Below are 19,698 nucleotides of genomic sequence, written 5' to 3' on the forward strand. Positions count from 1 at the left end.
TTTTTATCTACAATATTAATGAAAGTCTAAGCTAAGTGGTTTTAGTTTGCTGCTCTGATATAAGCAAATACATACATCAGCAAGCAATTGAAAAGGGCTAAAATCTGACGTTGTTTTACTAATAATGTCTACGTCTGCAATTCGATGTAACGCGATTAGCGTGTTCTCTAGGCTACCATTTTTTAACGCATGTTGATAAAGCGGTTTACGTTTTTCCCATACTTTGAATAATTTTAATACCTCGGCGATATTGCTGCCTTGTTGCAGTTGCGTATGCATTTGTTTTAATTGGTTTAGCTCTTTATTAATAAAGAAAATAATTTTAGCTGCCGGAACACCTTCTTGCTGCATTTGATCTAACATCAAAAGGCATTTATCCGTTTTACCTGAAAGTAGTGCATCGATAAGGGCAAAAGGGTTGAATTTTGATTGATTGATCACTAATTCAGAAATAGTGTCAGCGTTTATTGCCTGTTGACCATATAAAATAGATAACTTTTGTAGCTCTTGGTCTAAGGCAAGCACATTGCCTTCAAAAAAGCTCAACATGATGTCTATCGATTGACGATCTAAATTAAGCTGATATTGCCTAATTTGTTTATTTAACCACATACCTAAACCTTTGGTATCAAGGTCGTACAATGGTAAATAAACACCAACGGCTGAAAGCGCTTTAAACCACTTTTTGTTCGTAGTTGCGCCATCTAACTTGCCGCCATGGCAAAGTAGAAGTACATCAGGTGTTAACTGCTTTGTAATTTCGGTTAATGCTTTTACGCCGGCTTCATTTACTTTGGCTGATACAAACTCTAACTCGATGATACGACGAGCGGCAAAAAGGCTCATTGCGCAATATTCGTTTATCAAGTCATCCCAGCTAAATTTATCATCAATGCTAAAACGGATCAGTTCATCAAAGCCTTGTGACTTTGCAGCGTTTTTTATTTGATGAAGGCTATCATTTTTCTGCCAAGGCTCATCACCAAATATTAGCCAAATAGGGGAAAGATTTTGCGCTAACGTTGATGAAAGTTGATTATGGTAAATGCGCATTTGCTTGATGACTAGCCGTTAATTTGAATACTAGCCATATCCCTGAGGATTTTATCTGCGGCTACTTTGCGCATTTCACTAAGCAATAGCGATAATTCACGACTTTTTGCTAATGCACGGTCGGGATCATCTTGATAGTCTCGATACAGTTCAAAGCTAAATGATTCGGGCTCTTGGTTGGTAATTCTAAGCTCGTACTTAACGGTATAAATGAGCTCGTATTCCGCTACTTGACCATTTGGAAATACGGAAAGGGTACGACGATTAAGCTCATCTTTTAAGATTCTTAACTCTGGTAATTCAACACTATATTTATCGACCAAGTTTACTTGGTTGATACGTAAATGTTGTTTTACTACTCGAGTAAGCTCACCGTGTTTATCTACTGAGCTAACGTATAACGTTTGTAACTCAGGCGCGAGTAAAAAGTCGCCACGTAGCCGAAAGCCACAAGCGGATATCGTTAAAGCACAGCTTATAAGCAAAATAGCTTTTAAAGACGACTTGGTTACTCGCATTTATTATCCTTAAGTGTGATTAGTTTGCCACTATATTTAATAGTTTACCTGGTACATAAATCACTTTACGTACGGTTTTACCTTCAACGAACTTTGAAACATTCTCTTCGGCTAAGCCTTTTGCTTCAACGCTGTCTTGGCTTGCATCTGCAGCGACAGTAATTTTAGCTCTTAACTTACCGTTTACTTGAACGATAATCAGTTTTTCGTCTTCAACTAATGCTGTTTGATCTACTGCAGGCCACGCTGCTTCTTCAACTAAAGAGCCATCACCTACTTCTTGCCAAAGTTTATGGCTTAAGTGAGGAACGATTGGTGCAAGCATTAACACAACCGAGCGAACAGCTTCTTGCATAACCACTAAGTCTTCATTGCTGTCTAATTTAGCTTTTGCTAAGTGATTCATCAGCTCCATAATCGCTGCGATTGCTGTATTAAAGGTATTACGGCGACCAATATCATCACTTACTTTTGCAATAGTTTTGTGAAGTTCTCGGCGCAGCGCTTTGTGATTGCTGCTAAAGTTAACGGCGTTAGGCTCAATGCTGTCGGCTTTCTCTGAAAAATCGTGTGCTAGTTTCCATACACGTTTCAAGAAGCGGTGAGCACCTTCAACACCTGAATCTGACCATTCTAATGTTTGCTCTGGTGGTGAAGTAAACATAATAAATAAGCGAACCGTATCAGCGCCAAACTGATCAATTACCGCTTGTGGGTCGATACCGTTGTTTTTAGATTTCGACATCTTGCTCATGCCTGCAGATATTACAGGTTCACCATCTAGCTTACTTTTGGCAAAGGTAACTTTACCTTTTTCATCACGCTCAACTTCAACATCTGTTGGTGAAATCCAATCTTGGCTACCGTTTGCACCTTCACGGTAGTATGTGTCTGCTAATACCATGCCTTGACAAAGTAAACTCTTGAATGGTTCGTCAGAGTCAACTAAACCTACATCACGTAGTAATTTATGGAAAAATCGAGCGTATAGTAAATGTAAAATAGCGTGCTCTATACCACCAATATATTGATCTACCGGTAACCAATAGTTTGCTTTTTCAGGGTCTAACATCTCTGTTTCAGATTCTGGAGAACAGTATCGTGCGTAGTACCACGATGATTCCATAAAGGTATCGAAAGTGTCTGTTTCACGAAATGCTGTTTCACCGTTGTAGGTGGTTTTCGCCCACTCTGGATCGTCTTTAATTGGCGAAGTTACACCATTCATTACCACGTCTTCTGGTAATTCAACTGGTAATTGATCTTCTGGCACTGGCACTGATTCACCATTTTCCAAATTAATCATTGGAATCGGTGCGCCCCAGTAACGTTGACGCGATACGCCCCAATCTCTTAAGCGGTAATTAACAGTAACTTTACCTTTACCTAAAGATTCAAGTTTTGCAGCGACGGCTTTAAAGGCTTCATCAAAGCTTAAACCGTCAAACTCGCCTGAGTTAATTAGTGAATTCTTTTCGGTAATTGCCGCTTTGGTAATATCGTCTTCTTCGCCGCCTGAAATAACTTGCTTAATTGTTAAATCGTATTTTGTCGCAAATTCAAAATCACGTTGGTCGTGACCAGGTACTGACATAACAGCACCAGAACCGTAGTCCATCAGCACAAAATTGGCAGCCCAAACAGGTACTAACTCACCAGTAATTGGGTGAACGGCTTTAAGACCAGTATCAACACCTTTTTTCTCGGCAGTTGCCATATCGGCTTCTGATAATTTGCTTTCTTTACATTCAGCAATAAACTCAGCAAGTGCTGGATTATTTGTCGACGCTTTTAGGGCTAAAGGGTGTTGAGCTGCTAATGCTACATAAGTAACACCCATAACTGTGTCTGGGCGGGTAGTATAAACATCAAAGCTTTCTTCACTGCCATCAACAACGAAGGTCATTTCTACACCTTCAGAGCGGCCGATCCAGTTGCGTTGCATAGTTTTTACTTGTTCAGGCCAGCCTTCTAGCTGATCTAAATCATTAAGTAACTCTTCTGCATAGTCTGTAATTTTAATAAACCACTGTGGGATTTCTTTACGCTCGACGACTGCTCCTGAACGCCAGCCGCGGCCATCAATTACTTGCTCATTTGCTAGTACAGTTTGATCGACAGGATCCCAGTTAACGGTAGCATTCTTTTTATACACTAAACCCTTTTCATATAGTTTAGTGAAGAACCATTGTTCCCAACGGTAATATTCTTTTGTACAAGTCGCGAATTCACGATCCCAGTCATAACCAAAACCTAATGACTTTAGTTGGTTACGCATGTAGTCGATGTTTTGGTAGGTCCATTTTGCCGGGGCAGAGTTATTCTTAATTGCCGCGTTTTCCGCTGGTAAACCAAAAGAATCCCAACCCATAGGTTGCAGCACATTTTTGCCTTGCATGCGTTGATAACGTGAAATCACGTCACCAAGGCTATAGTTACGCACATGACCCATGTGTAATTTACCACTAGGGTAAGGAAACATTGAAAGACAGTAGAACTTTTCTTTTCCTGGCTTTTCTTGTGCTTTAAAGGTTTTATTTTCAGTCCAAAATTGTTGAACTTCTGATTCAATCGATTGGGGATTGTAGGTGGATTCCATCAACTAATTTCTCAAAACTTAGACGAGTAAGCCCAAATTAAGCGATTTTCGCAATAAGGGCACAGTAAATTCGGCATAGAATACCTTATCTAACAAGGTAACAACAAGCTTATATCGGGGGAATCAAAGATAAATATCAACTAGCAGAAAATAATGACGGTTAATCCATTATATTTTAATCATTTGCAGTTGCTATACTCAAAGTGAAGGCCTGAAATTAAGGGAAGTAATATGACCGAAAAGAAATCATTTGATGACGTCTATAAATCGTTAAATAATTGGCTAGAAGATGTAAAAAGCCATGAAGTGAACCAGTTAGTGGAAATTGTTGAAGAAGCAAAAGCGTTAGTTGGGGCGGCAGAGAGTCTATCGCAAGAAAGGGTGACACAATTCATTAGTAACTTTAAATACGATTTAAAGGAGTTTGTTCAGCAATGGCAAGATGATTCTCAACACTCTATTTATCTAGGGCTGCTGAATGAAACATGGTGGGACACAATTGCTAAGACCGCAGACAAAGCACAAATAGAATGGGCGGAACTGCCAGATGACTTTGCGCATGATGGTATTTATCGCAAAGGTGACTTTATTGGCTTTGGTCAACTAACATGTTGTCAGTGTTCAGAAGTATTAACCATATCTCATTTCTCTCAAGTTGGTGAGTGTCCGCAATGCGGAAACGACGAATTTAATCGAGTTCCGTTGTCACCTTAGCTGTCGAAAAGACTGAGATTTAGCCTTTGCTATAGCAAAGACATACACGTTAAAATAAATAACATTAAACAAAAATAACAATTGTCATTAGAGTATCTGCATGAGTTCATCCGCTGTTAACTGCTTGCTAAAACCCGCTCAGCTTACCGCTAAGTTATCTGAATCTATGTTTAGTCATTCCTCGGAGGAAGCGATTGAACGTCAGCCATTTGTTGGTCATGAAAGGGCAAAAGAGGCATTAGAATTTGGTTTGTCGATGGAAGCCATAGGTTTTAATGTATTTGCAATGGGCGAGCATGGCACAGGTCGTCAGACTCTAATAAAACAAATGTTAACCCAGCTAGCCACTGAACGAGATACGCCACCAGAATGGTGCTATATCAATAACTTTGATGATAACCACGCGCCTTTTAAACTCTATGTAAGTCCAGGGGATGGCAAACAATTAGTTGCACGCATTAATACCTTTATTGATGAGTTGTTGGCTCTGTTTCCAGAAATTTTTGATAATCCTGGCTACCAAAGGCAAAAAGCGGCAATCGATCGTGAATTTAATCAAAAATACGATGGTGCAATTGCAAATGTTGAAGAAACAGCGTTAAGCAATAGCGTCGTTTTGTATGAAGAAGCGGGCGAAATAGGTTTTTCTCCTTTAGTGGAAGGTAAACCCGTTAATGACAAAGAATTTGCCAATTTACCTGATGAAAAGCGTACTGAATTTTACAAATTACTCGCGGCACTAGAGAATTTATTGTCGGAACAATTACTCGAATTACCGCTATGGAAACGAGAGTCGTCTGATAAGCTGCGTAAACTCAAATATGAAACAGCTGCGCAGAGTATCCGTCCATTGATAAAGGAAATGGAGCACGAATTTGCGAGTAATTTGGGGGTATTGAAATACCTCTCTAAGTTAAAAGCACATGTTGTGGATACTGTACTAGAAGTACTAGTCGACGAAAGCAACGAAAACACAAACGATAAAGACAATCGTAAACTACTTGTTGAACAATTTTTACCAAACCTGTTGGTAGAGCGTAAATTAGAGCAAGGTTGCCCCGTTGTTTACGAGCAAAACCCAACATTTCAAAATTTGTTTGGTCATATCGATATCTCGTCATTTCAAGGCGCACCATATACCAGTTATCGTTTAATAAGGCCGGGGGCACTACATAAAGCAAATGGCGGCTATATTATTTTAGACGCTGATAAGTTAATGACTCAGCCATTGGTATGGTCACGATTGAAACTAGCGCTTAAAACTCAAAAACTGGCCATTGAAAACCCATATTCAGAACTAGGTACTGGCGGTAGCTACAGTTTGCAGCCAGAGAAGATCCCGTTGAATGTGAAGGTTATCTTACTGGGGAGCTCTGATGTTTATTATATGCTCCAAGAATATGATCAGGAGTTTACTGAGTTATTTAGGGTGTTAGCAGACTTTGATCGTTATTTAGAAAATGACCACAACAGCTTAAAAGCTTACGCTAACTTAATTCGTCGTCGTGCGATTACTCATAATTACCCTGAAATTTTAGATGAAGCTGTTGTGGAGTTAGTGCGCTATGCCCTTCGACGTGCAGAGCACCAACATAAACTTTCTGCCAATATTGTTCAGGTCAATGATTTGCTCGATGAATCAGTGTACTGGTGGAAAAAACAAAGTTTAGAAAATACCGTAACAGCGGAGTTTGTTAAATTAGCTTTAGCGGCAAAAAAACGTCGAACTGGACGTTTAAGTGAAACTTGGTTAAGTGAAATTAAAGAGCGACAAGTACTTATTAGCACTGAAGGAAGTAATATAGGCAAGGTGAATGGCCTTACTGTACTAGAAATTGGTGATAGCGTCTTTGGCACTCCGGCTCGTATTACTGCAACTGTATATGCAGGAAGCAATGGTGTTACTGATATTGAGCGAGAAGTAGATTTAGGTAAATCGATTCACTCTAAAGGTGTTTTATTACTTACCGGTTATTTGGGACATAAATATGGCCAAGGTTTTCCTGTCTCTATTTCAGCTAATATAGCGATTGAACAATCGTATGGTCATATCGATGGCGATAGCGCTTCTATGGCCGAGCTTTGTGCTTTAATTTCAGCGATTACTCTACTACCAATTGATCAAAGTATTGCCATTACTGGTTCGATTAATCAGCACGGTGAAGTGCAATCAGTCGGCGGTGTAAATGAGAAAATCGAAGGCTTTTATCGTTTATGTAAAGATAAGGGCTTATCTGGCACTCAAGGTGTGATCATTCCTAAAACTAACGTGATTAACCTAATGCTAGAGCAAGATGTTATTGACGCAGTTAAACAAGGCAATTTTCATATATATGCAGTTGAATGTATTGATCAAGCGATAGAAATATTGATGGCGACAAGTGCTGGTGAGTTAAGTCGTACAGGCCGTTACCCGAGAAAGTCTATCCATGGTTTAGCGTTAGATAAATTGAATACATTCGCTAATTTACTGCACGGTGAAGAAGAGTAGTCGTATTTAATACTTTGCCTGGAAGGAAAAACGTTTTGTTTTCGTGTTGTAATCATCGGCAGTAGGTATTACTGCCGATGAAATATCGAGTCGCGAACTTATGCTTGCGGCTGATAAGGTAGTGAAGATTGATGTAATATAATTCTGACTCTACCGTCTTCACATTCTTTAAAAACAAAGCTTTTGTTTACAAAAATGTGGCTATCGTCTGAGCCAATAAAGTGAACATTACACTGCACTATTGCAAGATCGCCGTGCAAAATAAAATCTTCTTTACTGAACCATACTTTTACCCAAGGCTTTAATTTAAAGCCATTGTCATCTGGAAATTCGCTATTTCCACCAACAAAATAGGAGAGTGCCCCTTCTTTAGTTGGTCGGAAAGTCTGTTGACCATGAGTTAGTGTCGGTTTAAACAACACATGGCCATTATCATAATCGTAGTGATCAGATAAAACCTGATCAGAGAAGGCTTTAGCATCGCCACCTTCAGCGTAAATTTTACCTACTTTAACGACGTTGTCGCACCAAGTTTGTAATGCTGTATTCACCATTTCTGCAGTAAACATAGAGGGTATATATCTCCTTCATTATTCTGGTTTTGTCGGCTAGATGACCAACAAACCGATCGTAAATATAAAACGTTAAGCCCAGTTAAGCGCTACTATGAAATACATAATGGCGGCAACTTTATCACAACTCTCTAAGTAAAGTGGTTGAATTAGTTATAGGTTATTCTCAAATAGGGTAAAATAGTGCAATTATTATGTTTTGGAGTTTTATTTTATGGCGACAGCATGCGCAAGGCATATTTTGGTGAAGCATAAAGAGTTAGCGGAAAAGTTAAAGCAACAATTAGAAAAGGGCGCTGACTTTGGCAAGCTGGCTAAAAAACACTCGACTTGTCCATCTGGAAAAAAAGGTGGCGATCTGGGCGAGTTTCGCCGTGGTCAAATGGTAAAAGCGTTTGATGATGTGGTATTTAAAAAAGAAGTCTTAAAAATACATGGGCCAGTAAAAACGCGCTTCGGTTTTCATTTAATTCAAACCATCTATCGAAGTTAATGATTGTATTTGCTTAATTATGCGTCCTCATTTTCTTCTTTATCTAATTGCGCTTGCCTTGCTTTAATTTTTTCTTTTTGTTCATCGGTTAAATTAAATTTTTTGGCAGATTGTTTTAGTAGCAAAATACCGCTGACAATAATGCCAAGCGCAAGTGCAATGATCAAAATCAGACTGATATTCATATGATTTTTTACTAAACCTATTCGTAATATAAATTTCTAATAGCAAAATAACTGATTTGTAGGTAACTTGGTATCAGTTATTAACTATTAAACAAAAGGCGCTTGCCTTAACTAAAAAAATAAACTGGATAGTTACTATGTTAAATAAACTTAACACTAAATTGTTGTTGCCGGTTGCGGCGGTTGGGTTAGTTTTTATTATTGCTGCGGCAGTAATGGGTGTTGGATTTGGGTTAGTAAGCGTGATGTTTGCTATGGTTGTTGTGCAACTGGTGGCTGGATTTGTTTTCTCGCAAATGCAGTTAACTAAACGCTTAGAGGTATTGCAAGAATATTTATCGCTAGTAGTGAGTACGGAGAAAGCTCCTGACGGGCCGTTAGTTGATGAATCTAGTGACGATTTAGCTCAAATCACTAATGAGCTTAGCGCCTTTATTTCAAATCTAGGTGATGTAGTTGAAGAAATTAGAGCAGAATCTGAAATGCTAAGTCAGGGATCTACACAATTAGCCTCCCAAATGGGGGAGTCAGTTAATGCGGTTGATGAGTCTTCAAATCAAATCGAGTTAATGGCGAATTCGATCAACCAGGTCGCTGAAACGTCAACCATCTTGTCAGAAAGTGCAGAGCAAGTCAGCGAAACGACAAGCAAGGTCATGGAGATATTGGCGCAAGGAACTTCGTCTTCAAACACCAGCCAAATTACAATAGAGTCGGTCACCAAAGAAGTTAATAGCATGGCAGATGACCTAGCATTACTTCAAGAAGAATGTTCTCGTATTGGCTCTGTATTAGATGTAATTCGCGGTATCGCAGAACAAACGAACTTATTAGCGCTAAATGCGGCAATTGAAGCAGCACGAGCTGGCGAACAGGGGCGTGGTTTCGCTGTTGTTGCCGACGAAGTTCGTGCACTTGCACATCGTACTCAAGAGTCAACAGTTGAGATTCAATCTATGGTTGAAGGGTTACAGGAGAAATCCAATAACGCGGTAAGTGCGATAGCCAGAGGTCAAGAGTTAACGCAGGAAAGCTTAAGTCATTCTCAGCAAGTAGTTGAAGCGCTTGACCAAGTAGGAGATGCTTTTGCTGACGTTGATAATTTAACGTCGCAAATTGCTAGCGGTACCGATGAACAGCGTTTATCGACATCTTCAATTAATGACAATATGACTACTGTGGTAGCGTTAAGCCGAGATATTACGTCAGGTTTAGCTTCTGTGGCAGAGCACGCAGAACAGCAAAAGGTAACATCCGCTGAAGTTGATAAAACGCTAAATAAAGTATGTGTTTAATTAGCACCAGTTAGCAACTGCCATAAAAAAGGAGCTTAAGAGCTCCTTTTTTATTCCATGACACGATAAACGATAGGTGTAAGTTATTCTCTTTCGTCTCTTCGCTTTTGCGCTAAGGCTTGAAGTTGTCTAGATTGTTGATGCAAACTATGGCGAACAAGTGTTTCTTGGTCTTCTTCACGAATATGTTCGAACACTACTTTATAGTTAAAGCCAGTATCAACATCTTGGCATTCAACGAGCTCACCAATACAAAATACCGCACAGTTTTCTTCCAAGAGAAATATTTTCATTTCAAGGCGTTGACCAATCGTAAATGTTTTATCGCTAGAAAAAACTACGCCACCGCCACCAAAGCGATTCCCTTGATAACGCATTGTTTCTTCGTCTTGCTGACTCAAAATATAGCCAACTAATAAGTCAATTTTATGCGCTTGATGATTTAAGAAATCCGTTAATTGAGAGGCAACGCCACTTAGGCTTTGAATTGGGCGCAATGCCGCTTGATCTAACGTGACAATATCACTCGCCATTTTAAAAGGTAGAGGCATACTCGCGAGAAATGAGTCGTGACTGGTAATTTCTTGATCGGCAATCGTGCGTAAATTGATATTAAAATTGTGCTCAATCGAAAAGAATTCATCAAATTGTTGCAATTTAGTTTGCAGATCGTTTTCGCTCATGTGCTAGCCTTGTTACTCGTAATTCGCCTAAGTATCTAATAAATCATTATAAGGTGCTAGAGGCTGATTAATATTCCTGTTTAGAATTTTGTAAATTTCAACCTAAAGGAGTTGTCTCTGAAGTATTTAATGTCAGCTTTTCAACGAATTAAGCTAGTGTGGCGGTTACTGGCTATGCTATGCTCCAACAAGTTTATGTCATCCACTAATATCCATTAATTACATCGGCTTTCCTTATGTTTCAGCCCGTTAACTTTTTTATTGGCCTTAGATATAGTCAAAGCCGCAGTCGCACTGGTTTTGTTTCGTTTATTACCTTTTTTTCAATTGTTGGCATTCTATTAGGTGTTGCCTCATTAATTACCGTGTCATCAGTGATGAATGGATTTGAAGGCGAGCTTAAAAAACGTATCTTAGGTCTAGTGCCACATATTATTATTGAAAGTGATCAAGAATTTACGCAGTTGAATTCAACCGTTTCAAAATTACCTCAAGTGACAAAGTTTACCCCTTTCGAACAAATCGAAGCCCTTGTGCAGTCGCGGTCAGCGATGTCTGGTGTGCTATTACAAGGTATTAACCCTGAACTAGAACAAAGCTCTATTGTTCAAAAAAACATGGTGGCAGGCGAGTTAGCCGCATTAACGACAAATAAATATCAGGCCGTAATTGGCCGAGCGTTAGCGCGAAAATTAAATGTTTCACTCGGTGATACCATTCGTCTTATTTTACCCAATCGTACTTTATTTACCCCGATGGGGCGCATACCAATGCAGCGTTCGTTCACTGTTGCTGGAATTTTTAATGTCGGCTCACAAATCGACGATGGTTTGGTGTATTTAAGTTATACCGATAGCCAAAAACTAATGCGTAAGAAGCAAGGGGCAATATCACAGTATCGCGTGTATTTAGCCGATGCGTTTGATATTGAACAAACTGAAGCCGAGCTCAGAAAGTTGTTGCCGAACACCGAATTAACCACTTGGCAACAATCTCAAGGGGCGTTGTTTTCTGCGGTAAAAATGGAAAAGAACATGATGTGGTTAATGCTAAGCTTAATCGTTGCAGTAGCCGCATTTAATATCGTTTCTGCCTTAGTGATGGTGGTAAATGAAAAACAAGGCGAGATCAGTATTTTACAGACCATGGGCATGAATCGTGGTGGTATCTTACAAATATTTATTACCCAAGGCATGATAAATGGTACTTGGGGGGTAGCGTTAGGTACAGTCACTGGTTTACTACTAACCATTGGCTTAAACCCAGGTTTAGAGCTGCTCGGTATTAATATTTTTGGTGCTGGCTATAGTAGCCAAGCGTTACCTATACAATTGGCGTGGCAGGACGTAATGTTAATTGTACTTTCCGCATTTAGTATGAGCTTTCTTGCAACGCTTTACCCTGCTTATAGAGCTGCTGCAACATTACCTGCTGAGGTGTTAAGAAATGAGTAGTGTTTTACAATGTATCAACTTGGCCAAGTCATATCAGCAGGGAAAAAATGAAACACCTGTGTTATCTGATTTGGAGTTAGACGTTAAACGCGGCGAGCTATTGGCTATTGTTGGCAGCTCTGGCTGTGGTAAAAGTACGTTTTTACATCTAGCTGGAGGTCTTGATATCCCTTCGAAAGGTCAGGTCTTAATTCAAGGTACCGATCTATTTTCACTTTCAGATAAAGAAAAAGCTAAATTTCGCAACCAAAATGTCGGTTTTATATACCAGTTTCATCACTTAATGATGGAGTTCTCTGCCCTTGAAAATGTAGCGATGCCCTTGATGATTGCAGGAGAGTCGGCAAAAGTAGCGCAAGACAAAGCAAAAGCGATGTTGGAAAAAGTCGGACTAACGCATCGAATTTCTCATCGTCCGTCAGAACTTTCTGGTGGCGAGCGTCAACGTGTCGCAATAGCTAGAGCATTAGTGACAAATCCTGCCTTAGTTTTAGCTGACGAACCAACTGGAAATCTCGACTTTGACACCGCACAGCAAATCTATCAATTAATTAAATCGCTTAATGAGTCGTTGAACATTAGTTTTGTTGTCGTAACGCACGATTTATCTTTGGCAGCTAAGATGGATCGACAGTTGCGATTGGACCATGGCAAGTTGGCACCTTTAGTGGCCGAAGTTAAGTAGGCAGAGGACGTTAAAGTGTTTCAACCGTTTAGTTTATTTGTTGGATTACGTTATATCCGAAGTCGGCGTGGCAAAGGGTTTGCAAAGTTTATTTCGGCGGCGTCGACAATTGGCATCGCGCTAGGTGTCATGGTACTTATTGTTGTTTTATCCGCTATGAATGGTTTTGAAAAAGTACTTGCTGAGAAACTACTTTCTATAGTGCCTCATGCAGAACTAATCGCGGTTAATGAGCCGGTGAAAAATTGGCAACAACGCGCCCAAAAGCTTACACAGCACCCTCAAGTTATATCTGTGGCACCCGTAATTAAATTAACAGGCATGATGCAATATAAATCAGCCTTAAAAGCGGTAGAAATACGAGGCGTAGACGCACAATTAGAGCTAGCTGTTAGCAATATTAATGACTATATAATTGATGGCAGTTGGCAACAAACTTTTGAACTGACAAAAGAAGGCGAACCAGCGCAGTTAGTTATTGGTGCAGGTATTGCCAAGAAGCTCGATGTTAACGTCGGTGACAAGATTCAAGTATTGGTCCCGCAAAATAGCGGCACAGGTGGGCTAGAACAGAAGTTTAAAGCCCCGAAGAGAGTGAACCTTACCATAGGTGCTATCTTCAAGTTTGGCGGTATGATCGATGATTCTTTAGCCTACATTCCGCTTTCGCTTGCCGCGGAATTGCAAGGGTATAAAGAAAATACCGTGCAAGGGATCCGTTTAAAGGTTGCTGACGTGTTTGCCGCTAATCAAATTGCACGAGAGCTTGCATACCAATTTGACCACTATGTTTATATTTATGATTGGACGTACACTGAAGGTCATTTATTCAATGATATTCAGCTAGTTAGAGCTGTAATGTTTATTGTGATGGTATTAGTTATTGCGGTTGCCAGTTTTAATATTGTCTCAACCCTAATTATGATGGTAAATGAGAAAAAGGGTGACATTGCTATTTTAAAAACTATGGGTGCGAGCCAAAGTCAGATAATGACTGTTTTCATAATGCAAGGAATGAGCAATGGCATTATAGGCTCGGTTTCTGGCGCATTAATTGGTGCTTACATTGCAAAACATCTTACCGAGATCTTTGCTAGCATTGAGAATGCGTTTAATGTTCAGTTTTTATCTGGAGATGTTTACTTTATTGATTATCTGCCAACTTCAGTCAACAGTACAGATATCTATATCACCACTATTGTCGCGTTTACTATGAGTGTATTTGCTACTATTTATCCTGCATGGCAAGCGACAAAAGTAGAACCAGCGAAAGTACTCGGTCAAATTTAACATTGTATTAACATCTGGAGTTTCCTTGAATTTCCACTTATAGTTTAAAACTTATACAAATAAGTGGAAATAATAATGAGAAAAGGACGCGGACCCCGCTTAATTCAACAGGCGAAACTATTATGGCTTCTAGCAGCAATAATAATCTTTATTAAACCGCTAAATGCAAAGCAATTAGAATATCGATTACCTAATAACATCGCTGCAACTAAGCAAGTGATAGAGTTATCTTTGCTTCCTGATAAAGCTTCGTTTAGTGGCAAAACCGTTATTGATTTAGCCATCAATGGCAGTGTTAGTAAAATAGCCGTACATGGTATTAATCTTGACATAAAAACGATAAACCTAAGCCAAGGGGAGTCTGTAAGACGTCTGCAGGTAAGCCCTGGCGAGTATGATATGTTGTGGTTGTCGGATGGAAAGGACATTCCAGCAGGAAGTTATCAACTAACAATTGATTACAACGCTGAATTTTCAACCGATGCACTTGGTTTGTACAAAACCCAATACAATGATCAAACTTATTTGTTTACCCAGTTTCAGTCGCTATATGCGAGGCGAGTCTTCCCTAGCTTTGACGAGCCTGATACAAAAATTCCTTATCAATTCATTTTAACAGTGCCTAAGTCGCTAACCGTTGTAGCAAATACACCTCAACAGAGCAGCACAACCTCAGGTGACTTACAAACCGTAACCTTTGCCGAAACACCACCTATGCCAAGTTATTTATTGGCGCTTACGGTAGGGCCATTGGATAAAACACCCATTAATGGGCTTGGTGTGAAGGGCAATATTTACTCTCCAAAAGGCACGGCAAATCAAACGGGTTATGCCGTAAAGCACACACCTAAAATATTAAAAGCATTAGAGCAGTATTTTGGAATGCCTTATCCGTACAAGAAGCTCGATTTTATCGCAGTACCTGATTATGCATTTGGCGCAATGGAGAATCCCGGCTTAGTGACTTATCGCCAAGAACTATTGCTACGTGGCGATAATGCTACAGCTAGTGAAGCTAACGGCACACTGAATGTTATTGCTCATGAACTTGCTCATATGTGGTATGGCGATCTGGTGACCATGAAATGGTGGGATGACCTTTGGTTAAACGAAGCATTTGCGACCTGGATGGCGCAAAAAGTAATGGATGGGCTTTATCCAGAATTACGTTCAGAGCTTCTCTTACCTCAAGAAGGTGCATTTTATGAAGATGCGTTGTCTGCAACCAAAGCAATACGAAAGGAAGTAAAAAATAACGATGATATTGAAGATGGTTTAGGTCTTAACTACTCAAAGGGTCACGCTATTTTATCTATGTTTGAACAACTGGTTGGTATCGATAATTTTCAATTAGCCATTCAGCGGTACATGAAAAAGTACCAATGGAAAAATACGGTAGCTGATGACCTATGGACAGAAGTATCTCAAGCCTCTGGCGAGAATGTTAATGCAATTGCCAGCACTTATTTAGACCAGCCAGGCTATGCGTTAGTCAACTTTGAAAAAGACGGAAAAATAACGCAGCAACGATTCAGTAATTATGGTGTCGACTTAGCTAATCAGCAGTGGCAAGTGCCACTGGCAATGAAATATAAAGTAAACGGTGAAATTAAGTATCAAAGCTTAATTCTAGACAATCCATCAATGGTGTTTGAGCCAGCAATCGAAGCTGAGTGGTTGTTTCCTGTGGAAAATGGCAATGGTTATTTTAGGTGGAAACTGCCGCAAGAGCAGTATCAAGCATTGTTGGCTGACTTAGACCAATTGAGCCCCCGAGAACAAGTGGCGCTTCTGTCAAATATGACAGGCTTATTAGATGCTGGCGAAATTAGTATTTATGAAATGATGGAGCTCTATCAACGTATGAGTAGCTCTACAGACCTTGCGGTTTTTAAACAAGTGTTAGAAGGTATCAAAGCGTATGCTGAGCTATACCAATCGGCAGAAAACAAAGCTCAGGTTGCTCGACTCGTTACCGACATCATTGGTCCTTGGTACAAAAAATTAGGCGCGAAGACACGTAAAAATGATAGTGATGAAATCCTTTCTTTACGACCACGAGTGATCAGAACACTCGGTCAATTAGGTAATGAACCCGCGTTAGTTAAAGATATGCAGGTACTTGCTCAACAATACCTCAAATCGCCAACATCTTTCGATGCAGGTTTGGGTCGAGAAGCGCTGAGAATTGCAGCTATGCATGGTAATAATGCATTGGCAAAACAATATTTTGATGTTTATTTGTCAACTACAGATGCTACGTTGAAATCAAATATCATGGGCTCAATTTATTTTACAGATAAGGCGTCAATGCAAGTGGTCTTTGACGAGCTATTGGGCGATCGAATACCTGCGGGTGATAAGATGGGGCCACTTTCAGGTTTGTACTACATTAATAACGATCAGTCGTCACTTTATCGGTGGATCACTACAAACTATGACGCACTAAAGGGCAAGCTACCTGAAGTGTACTTAAGTTATATGCCACTCATACTAAATTCAAACTGTGATGCAGCTAATTTGGATATGAAGCAGAAGTTATTTGAAGGCAAAGGGCCTGTATATCAGGCAAGCTTGAAGAAAAGCGTTGAAGCGACCGATAACTGTATAAAGCAAAAGCGTCGAGCTCAACCAGAGTTTAATCGCTTCGTCGGGCAATATCAGGCGTTAAATTAAACCATAAAAAAAAGGGGCCTTAGGGCCCCTTTTTTATCTGTTTGCTCGTTTCTTCCACTCTTTTCTTACTGACAGGCGCCATAAAAATTGGATACCAAAATACCCAACAATCCCAAACGTTACTGCTAATGCGCCACAGCCTAATAAAAAAGCTGGGCCAATTGTCGATAAACTATCGACCACCCATTGCCACGAAGCTTCAAATACAAATGGCTTTTCCTCTGCGCCTATAAGCCAAGTACCAACAATGTAGCAGGCATAAAATATTGCGGGCATAGTTAATGGATTTGTTATCCAAACAAGGGCAATAGAAAGCGGTAAATTTGCATGTACTATAATAGCGGTACCTGCAGCCAAAACCATTTGAAACGGCACAGGGATAAAGGCAAAAAACAAGCCTATGGCGAATGCTTTAGCGACGCTACGGCGGTTGAGGTGCCATAAATTTGGGTTATGTAGCAAATCACCAAAAATCTGTAGGTGTTTGTTAGACTTGATCGTGTGATGATCAGGCATAAGACGTTTAATGGTTTTTTTGGGCATAACCTACAACAACTAAAAGGATTGTAATTAACCACTATGGATAGGTGGCTATTAAGCTTTATCGTAGGTGCTATTTTGTCATTATTAGCCCCTACAGTGCCAGCGCTTTTTTATGAATGTTCAATGTTCTTAATACTGCTAGCTTGGATAGCCTTTAATCAATATCGGCTATTTCTTAGTGCTGTGTTGGGTATCTTGTGGATGTTTAACCATGGACAAAGTTATCAATTAAGTTGGCAAGATAACCAGCTTGCTGACAATTCAAACTTTTTTTATCAACAACATCATTCAAATTTTACGGTATTAGGCATTCCCAGTAAAACGCCTAATGGCTGGCGTTTTACTGCCAAAATTCACGCTATAGATCAGCAACAATTGAAGCGTCCGCTAAAGGTAAGGTTAAATTGGCAATCGTCTAAACTAACTTTAGAAAATAACGCTAATATTAAAGCTGCTATCAAATTAAAACCTGCAAATGGTTTAGCAAATCTTGGTGGGTTCAGTTATCAACGATGGTTGCGTAGCCAAAATATTGTTGCAACAGGCTATGTCGTTACGGCTAAAAAAGTTGTTATTACTGAACAAGAAACATCACTACGAGCGCAGTTTTACCGATATATTCGACAGCTATTAGGTGATAATAACCAGCGTTCGCTAATCCTTGCACTGAGCTTCGGTGATAGAAGTTTATTCAATAAAAACACGTGGACGGTGTTGCAAAAAACCGGAACTCAGCACTTAGTCGCTATCTCTGGGTTGCATATTGCGTTGGTTGTTTGGTTGAGTTTTAGTTTGCTATTTTTTGCGGTGAAATTACTTCCTCTTTCTGCCTTAAACAAAACAGCGAGTGTGCTACTCGCTAGGCATAATTTAGTTTATATTGCATTAACTTGTGCGCTTATATTCAGCAGTTTCTATGCGTATTTGGCAGGTTTTTCAATTCCGACGATCCGGGCATTAATTTTTTTCTACATATTTTGTATTAGCCAATACTTTTCACTTAAATTAACGCCATCAAGGCTAATTATTGTCGCAGTGTTTGTTACTTTGATTGTGTTACCTGCAAGCCTGTATAGCACTAGCTTTTGGTTGTCATACCTTGCGGTAATAGCGATCGTTAGTCTTTATTGGCGATTGCAGCACTTTATACGTCACTTGAAAGGTGTGAAAAAAGGCATCGTTGGTTTTTTGCTAATACAAGTGAGTTTATCATTGGTGTTAATGCCGATATCTGCTTTTATTTTTCAACAAAGCTCAATAATTGCCTTACTTGCTAACTTGTTGGCGTTACCAGTGATCAGTTTTATTGTCATGCCGCTACTTTTTGTCTCGCTCGTGCTAAGTGGTTTTTTACCACTATTATCTAGCTACTTTTTTAGTGCTATAGAGTTCATATTAACTGCGCTTTGGGCTTACTTAGAGTTGCTCGCAAGTTGGTCTATGGCTAGTGTTCAACTAAGTCATCATATGACTTGGTTGATGATACTTCTCGCTATTATTACCGGTTTATTTTTCTTTTTCATGGATAAGTCGCGTTTACGTTTACTCGTGTTATCGGCTACTGCATGCACAGGTGTAACACTGCTGTCTGGTTTTGCCGAGCAAGTTAAACCTAAATGGACAATCAATGTGCTTGATGTGGGTCAAGGGTTAGCTATCGCAATAGCTAAAGGTGAAAATACGCTGTTGTATGACACGGGAAATGCCTATCCGTCGGGATGGAATATGGTCGAACAGGTAATTTCTCCTTTTTTACAACACCAAAGCTTAACGCTTGATACGGTTATTGTGAGCCATGATGATAGCGATCATGCGGGCGGTTTACCTCAGTTATTGCGCGACTATCCTAATGTTCAATTAGTGTTTAATGCTCAAGTGATAGAGGCTTTTTTTGGAAAGCAGTCACCTTGTTTGGCTGGAAGCAATTTACAATGGCAAGGCCTAACTGTCTCTATGCTTTGGCCGATTGAGCAAGTGGCGGATAAGAATGATGACTCATGTGTAGTAACAATTACAGACGGAAATACAACAGTATTAATTACGGGTGATATTGGTAAAAAAATAGAAAAGCAGTTAATCCGCATGTATCCCAATCTGAGTGCAGATATCTTAATTGCGCCTCATCATGGCTCTAAATCATCTTCTAGTCAGGCATTTATTCAACACGTTAACCCCAGCGACGTGTTCTTTAGTGCCGGGTTTCTTAACCAATGGCGCATGCCAAATCAACAAGTGGTTAGTCGATATCAAAAATTAGGGGTAAATGTTTATAGCACCAATGAGCTTGGCATGTTGAAGGTGAAAATTTCTGACAATCAGTGGCAAGTGACTAGTTTTCGGCAAGAGATATCCCCATATTGGTTTAATCAATAGTTAAGCATGCGTTAAAATGAACTTTGTGGTTTATCAGTTGGTTGCCGCGACGAATAACGCTAGAATAGCGACCA

The 19,698-nt window shown here is 39.8% G+C and carries 16 protein-coding genes; 9 read left to right on the top strand and 7 right to left on the bottom strand.

Features of this window, described 5'->3' with window-relative positions; translation table 11 throughout:
- Positions 1–15: 15 nt before the first annotated feature.
- Genes holA through leuS form a run of 3 tightly spaced genes read right to left on the bottom strand, consistent with a single transcriptional unit; the run spans position 16 to position 4,170 of the window.
- Positions 16–1,053, bottom strand: a complete 1,038-nt coding sequence (gene holA / locus HII17_RS05550; RefSeq protein ID WP_169074372.1) for a DNA polymerase III subunit delta — start codon at positions 1,051–1,053, stop codon at positions 16–18.
- Positions 1,054–1,064: 11 nt separating this feature from the next.
- Positions 1,065–1,571 (bottom strand): LPS-assembly lipoprotein LptE, encoded by a 507-nt coding sequence (locus HII17_RS05555; RefSeq protein WP_169074373.1) that lies wholly within the window; start codon positions 1,569–1,571, stop codon positions 1,065–1,067.
- 19 nt (positions 1,572–1,590) lie between these two features.
- Positions 1,591–4,170, bottom strand: coding sequence for a leucine--tRNA ligase (leuS, locus tag HII17_RS05560; protein WP_169074374.1), 2,580 nt, complete (start codon positions 4,168–4,170; stop codon positions 1,591–1,593).
- Positions 4,171–4,401: 231 nt separating this feature from the next.
- On the opposite strand from leuS, the gene HII17_RS05565 reads away from it, so the two are divergent.
- The gene (locus HII17_RS05565) at positions 4,402–4,884 is read left to right on the top strand and encodes a zinc ribbon-containing protein (RefSeq protein WP_169074375.1); all 483 of its coding nucleotides are present in this window, start codon (positions 4,402–4,404) and stop codon (positions 4,882–4,884) included.
- Between the two features lie 100 nt (positions 4,885–4,984).
- Positions 4,985–7,375: a Lon protease family protein gene (locus tag HII17_RS05570; protein WP_169074376.1), complete on the top strand. Its 2,391-nt coding sequence runs from the start codon at positions 4,985–4,987 to the stop codon at positions 7,373–7,375.
- Positions 7,376–7,473: 98 nt separating this feature from the next.
- Here HII17_RS05570 and HII17_RS05575 read toward each other — a convergent pair whose 3' ends face one another.
- The gene (locus tag HII17_RS05575; protein ID WP_169074377.1) at positions 7,474–7,944 is read right to left on the bottom strand and encodes a hypothetical protein; all 471 of its coding nucleotides are present in this window, start codon (positions 7,942–7,944) and stop codon (positions 7,474–7,476) included.
- A 217-nt stretch (positions 7,945–8,161) separates the two neighbouring features.
- Between HII17_RS05575 and ppiC the strand changes: the two genes are divergently transcribed.
- Positions 8,162–8,440: a peptidylprolyl isomerase PpiC gene (gene ppiC / locus HII17_RS05580; protein WP_169074378.1), complete on the top strand. Its 279-nt coding sequence runs from the start codon at positions 8,162–8,164 to the stop codon at positions 8,438–8,440.
- A 17-nt stretch (positions 8,441–8,457) separates the two neighbouring features.
- On the opposite strand, the gene HII17_RS05585 is transcribed toward ppiC, so the two are convergent.
- The gene (locus HII17_RS05585) at positions 8,458–8,625 is read right to left on the bottom strand and encodes a DUF2897 family protein (RefSeq protein ID WP_169074379.1); all 168 of its coding nucleotides are present in this window, start codon (positions 8,623–8,625) and stop codon (positions 8,458–8,460) included.
- Positions 8,626–8,762: 137 nt separating this feature from the next.
- Here HII17_RS05585 and HII17_RS05590 point away from each other — a divergent pair, with 137 nt between their 5' ends.
- Entirely contained in the window at positions 8,763–9,920 is a 1,158-nt protein-coding gene (locus tag HII17_RS05590) for a methyl-accepting chemotaxis protein (RefSeq protein WP_169074380.1), read from the top strand.
- 83 nt (positions 9,921–10,003) lie between these two features.
- Here HII17_RS05590 and HII17_RS05595 read toward each other — a convergent pair whose 3' ends face one another.
- On the bottom strand, positions 10,004–10,603 hold the full coding sequence (locus HII17_RS05595; RefSeq protein WP_169074381.1) for a PilZ domain-containing protein: 600 nt from the start codon (positions 10,601–10,603) through the stop codon (positions 10,004–10,006).
- Positions 10,604–10,839: 236 nt separating this feature from the next.
- Here HII17_RS05595 and HII17_RS05600 point away from each other — a divergent pair, with 236 nt between their 5' ends.
- From HII17_RS05600 to HII17_RS05615, 4 genes are all read left to right on the top strand, one after another.
- Positions 10,840–12,057 carry a lipoprotein-releasing ABC transporter permease subunit gene (locus HII17_RS05600; protein WP_169074382.1) on the top strand — a complete coding sequence of 406 codons (1,218 nt, stop codon included), beginning with the start codon at positions 10,840–10,842 and terminating at the stop codon, positions 12,055–12,057.
- Positions 12,050–12,742 carry a lipoprotein-releasing ABC transporter ATP-binding protein LolD gene (gene lolD, locus HII17_RS05605; RefSeq protein WP_169074383.1) on the top strand — a complete coding sequence of 231 codons (693 nt, stop codon included), beginning with the start codon at positions 12,050–12,052 and terminating at the stop codon, positions 12,740–12,742. The genes HII17_RS05600 and lolD overlap by 8 nt, the downstream gene beginning before the upstream one ends.
- Before the next feature lie 15 nt (positions 12,743–12,757).
- Positions 12,758–14,032 (top strand): lipoprotein-releasing ABC transporter permease subunit LolE, encoded by a 1,275-nt coding sequence (lolE, locus tag HII17_RS05610; RefSeq protein WP_169074384.1) that lies wholly within the window; start codon positions 12,758–12,760, stop codon positions 14,030–14,032.
- A 75-nt stretch (positions 14,033–14,107) separates the two neighbouring features.
- Positions 14,108–16,708 (top strand): M1 family metallopeptidase, encoded by a 2,601-nt coding sequence (locus HII17_RS05615; protein ID WP_169074385.1) that lies wholly within the window; start codon positions 14,108–14,110, stop codon positions 16,706–16,708.
- Positions 16,709–16,741: 33 nt separating this feature from the next.
- Here HII17_RS05615 and HII17_RS05620 read toward each other — a convergent pair whose 3' ends face one another.
- Positions 16,742–17,251 carry a DUF2062 domain-containing protein gene (locus tag HII17_RS05620; RefSeq protein ID WP_169074386.1) on the bottom strand — a complete coding sequence of 170 codons (510 nt, stop codon included), beginning with the start codon at positions 17,249–17,251 and terminating at the stop codon, positions 16,742–16,744.
- A gap of 36 nt (positions 17,252–17,287) precedes the next feature.
- Between HII17_RS05620 and HII17_RS05625 the strand changes: the two genes are divergently transcribed.
- Positions 17,288–19,624 (top strand): DNA internalization-related competence protein ComEC/Rec2, encoded by a 2,337-nt coding sequence (locus tag HII17_RS05625; protein ID WP_169074387.1) that lies wholly within the window; start codon positions 17,288–17,290, stop codon positions 19,622–19,624.
- Positions 19,625–19,698: the final 74 nt, after the last annotated feature.

The sequence above is a fragment of the Thalassotalea algicola genome (assembly GCF_012932965.1).
Taxonomy (GTDB): domain Bacteria; phylum Pseudomonadota; class Gammaproteobacteria; order Enterobacterales; family Alteromonadaceae; genus Thalassotalea_F; species Thalassotalea_F algicola.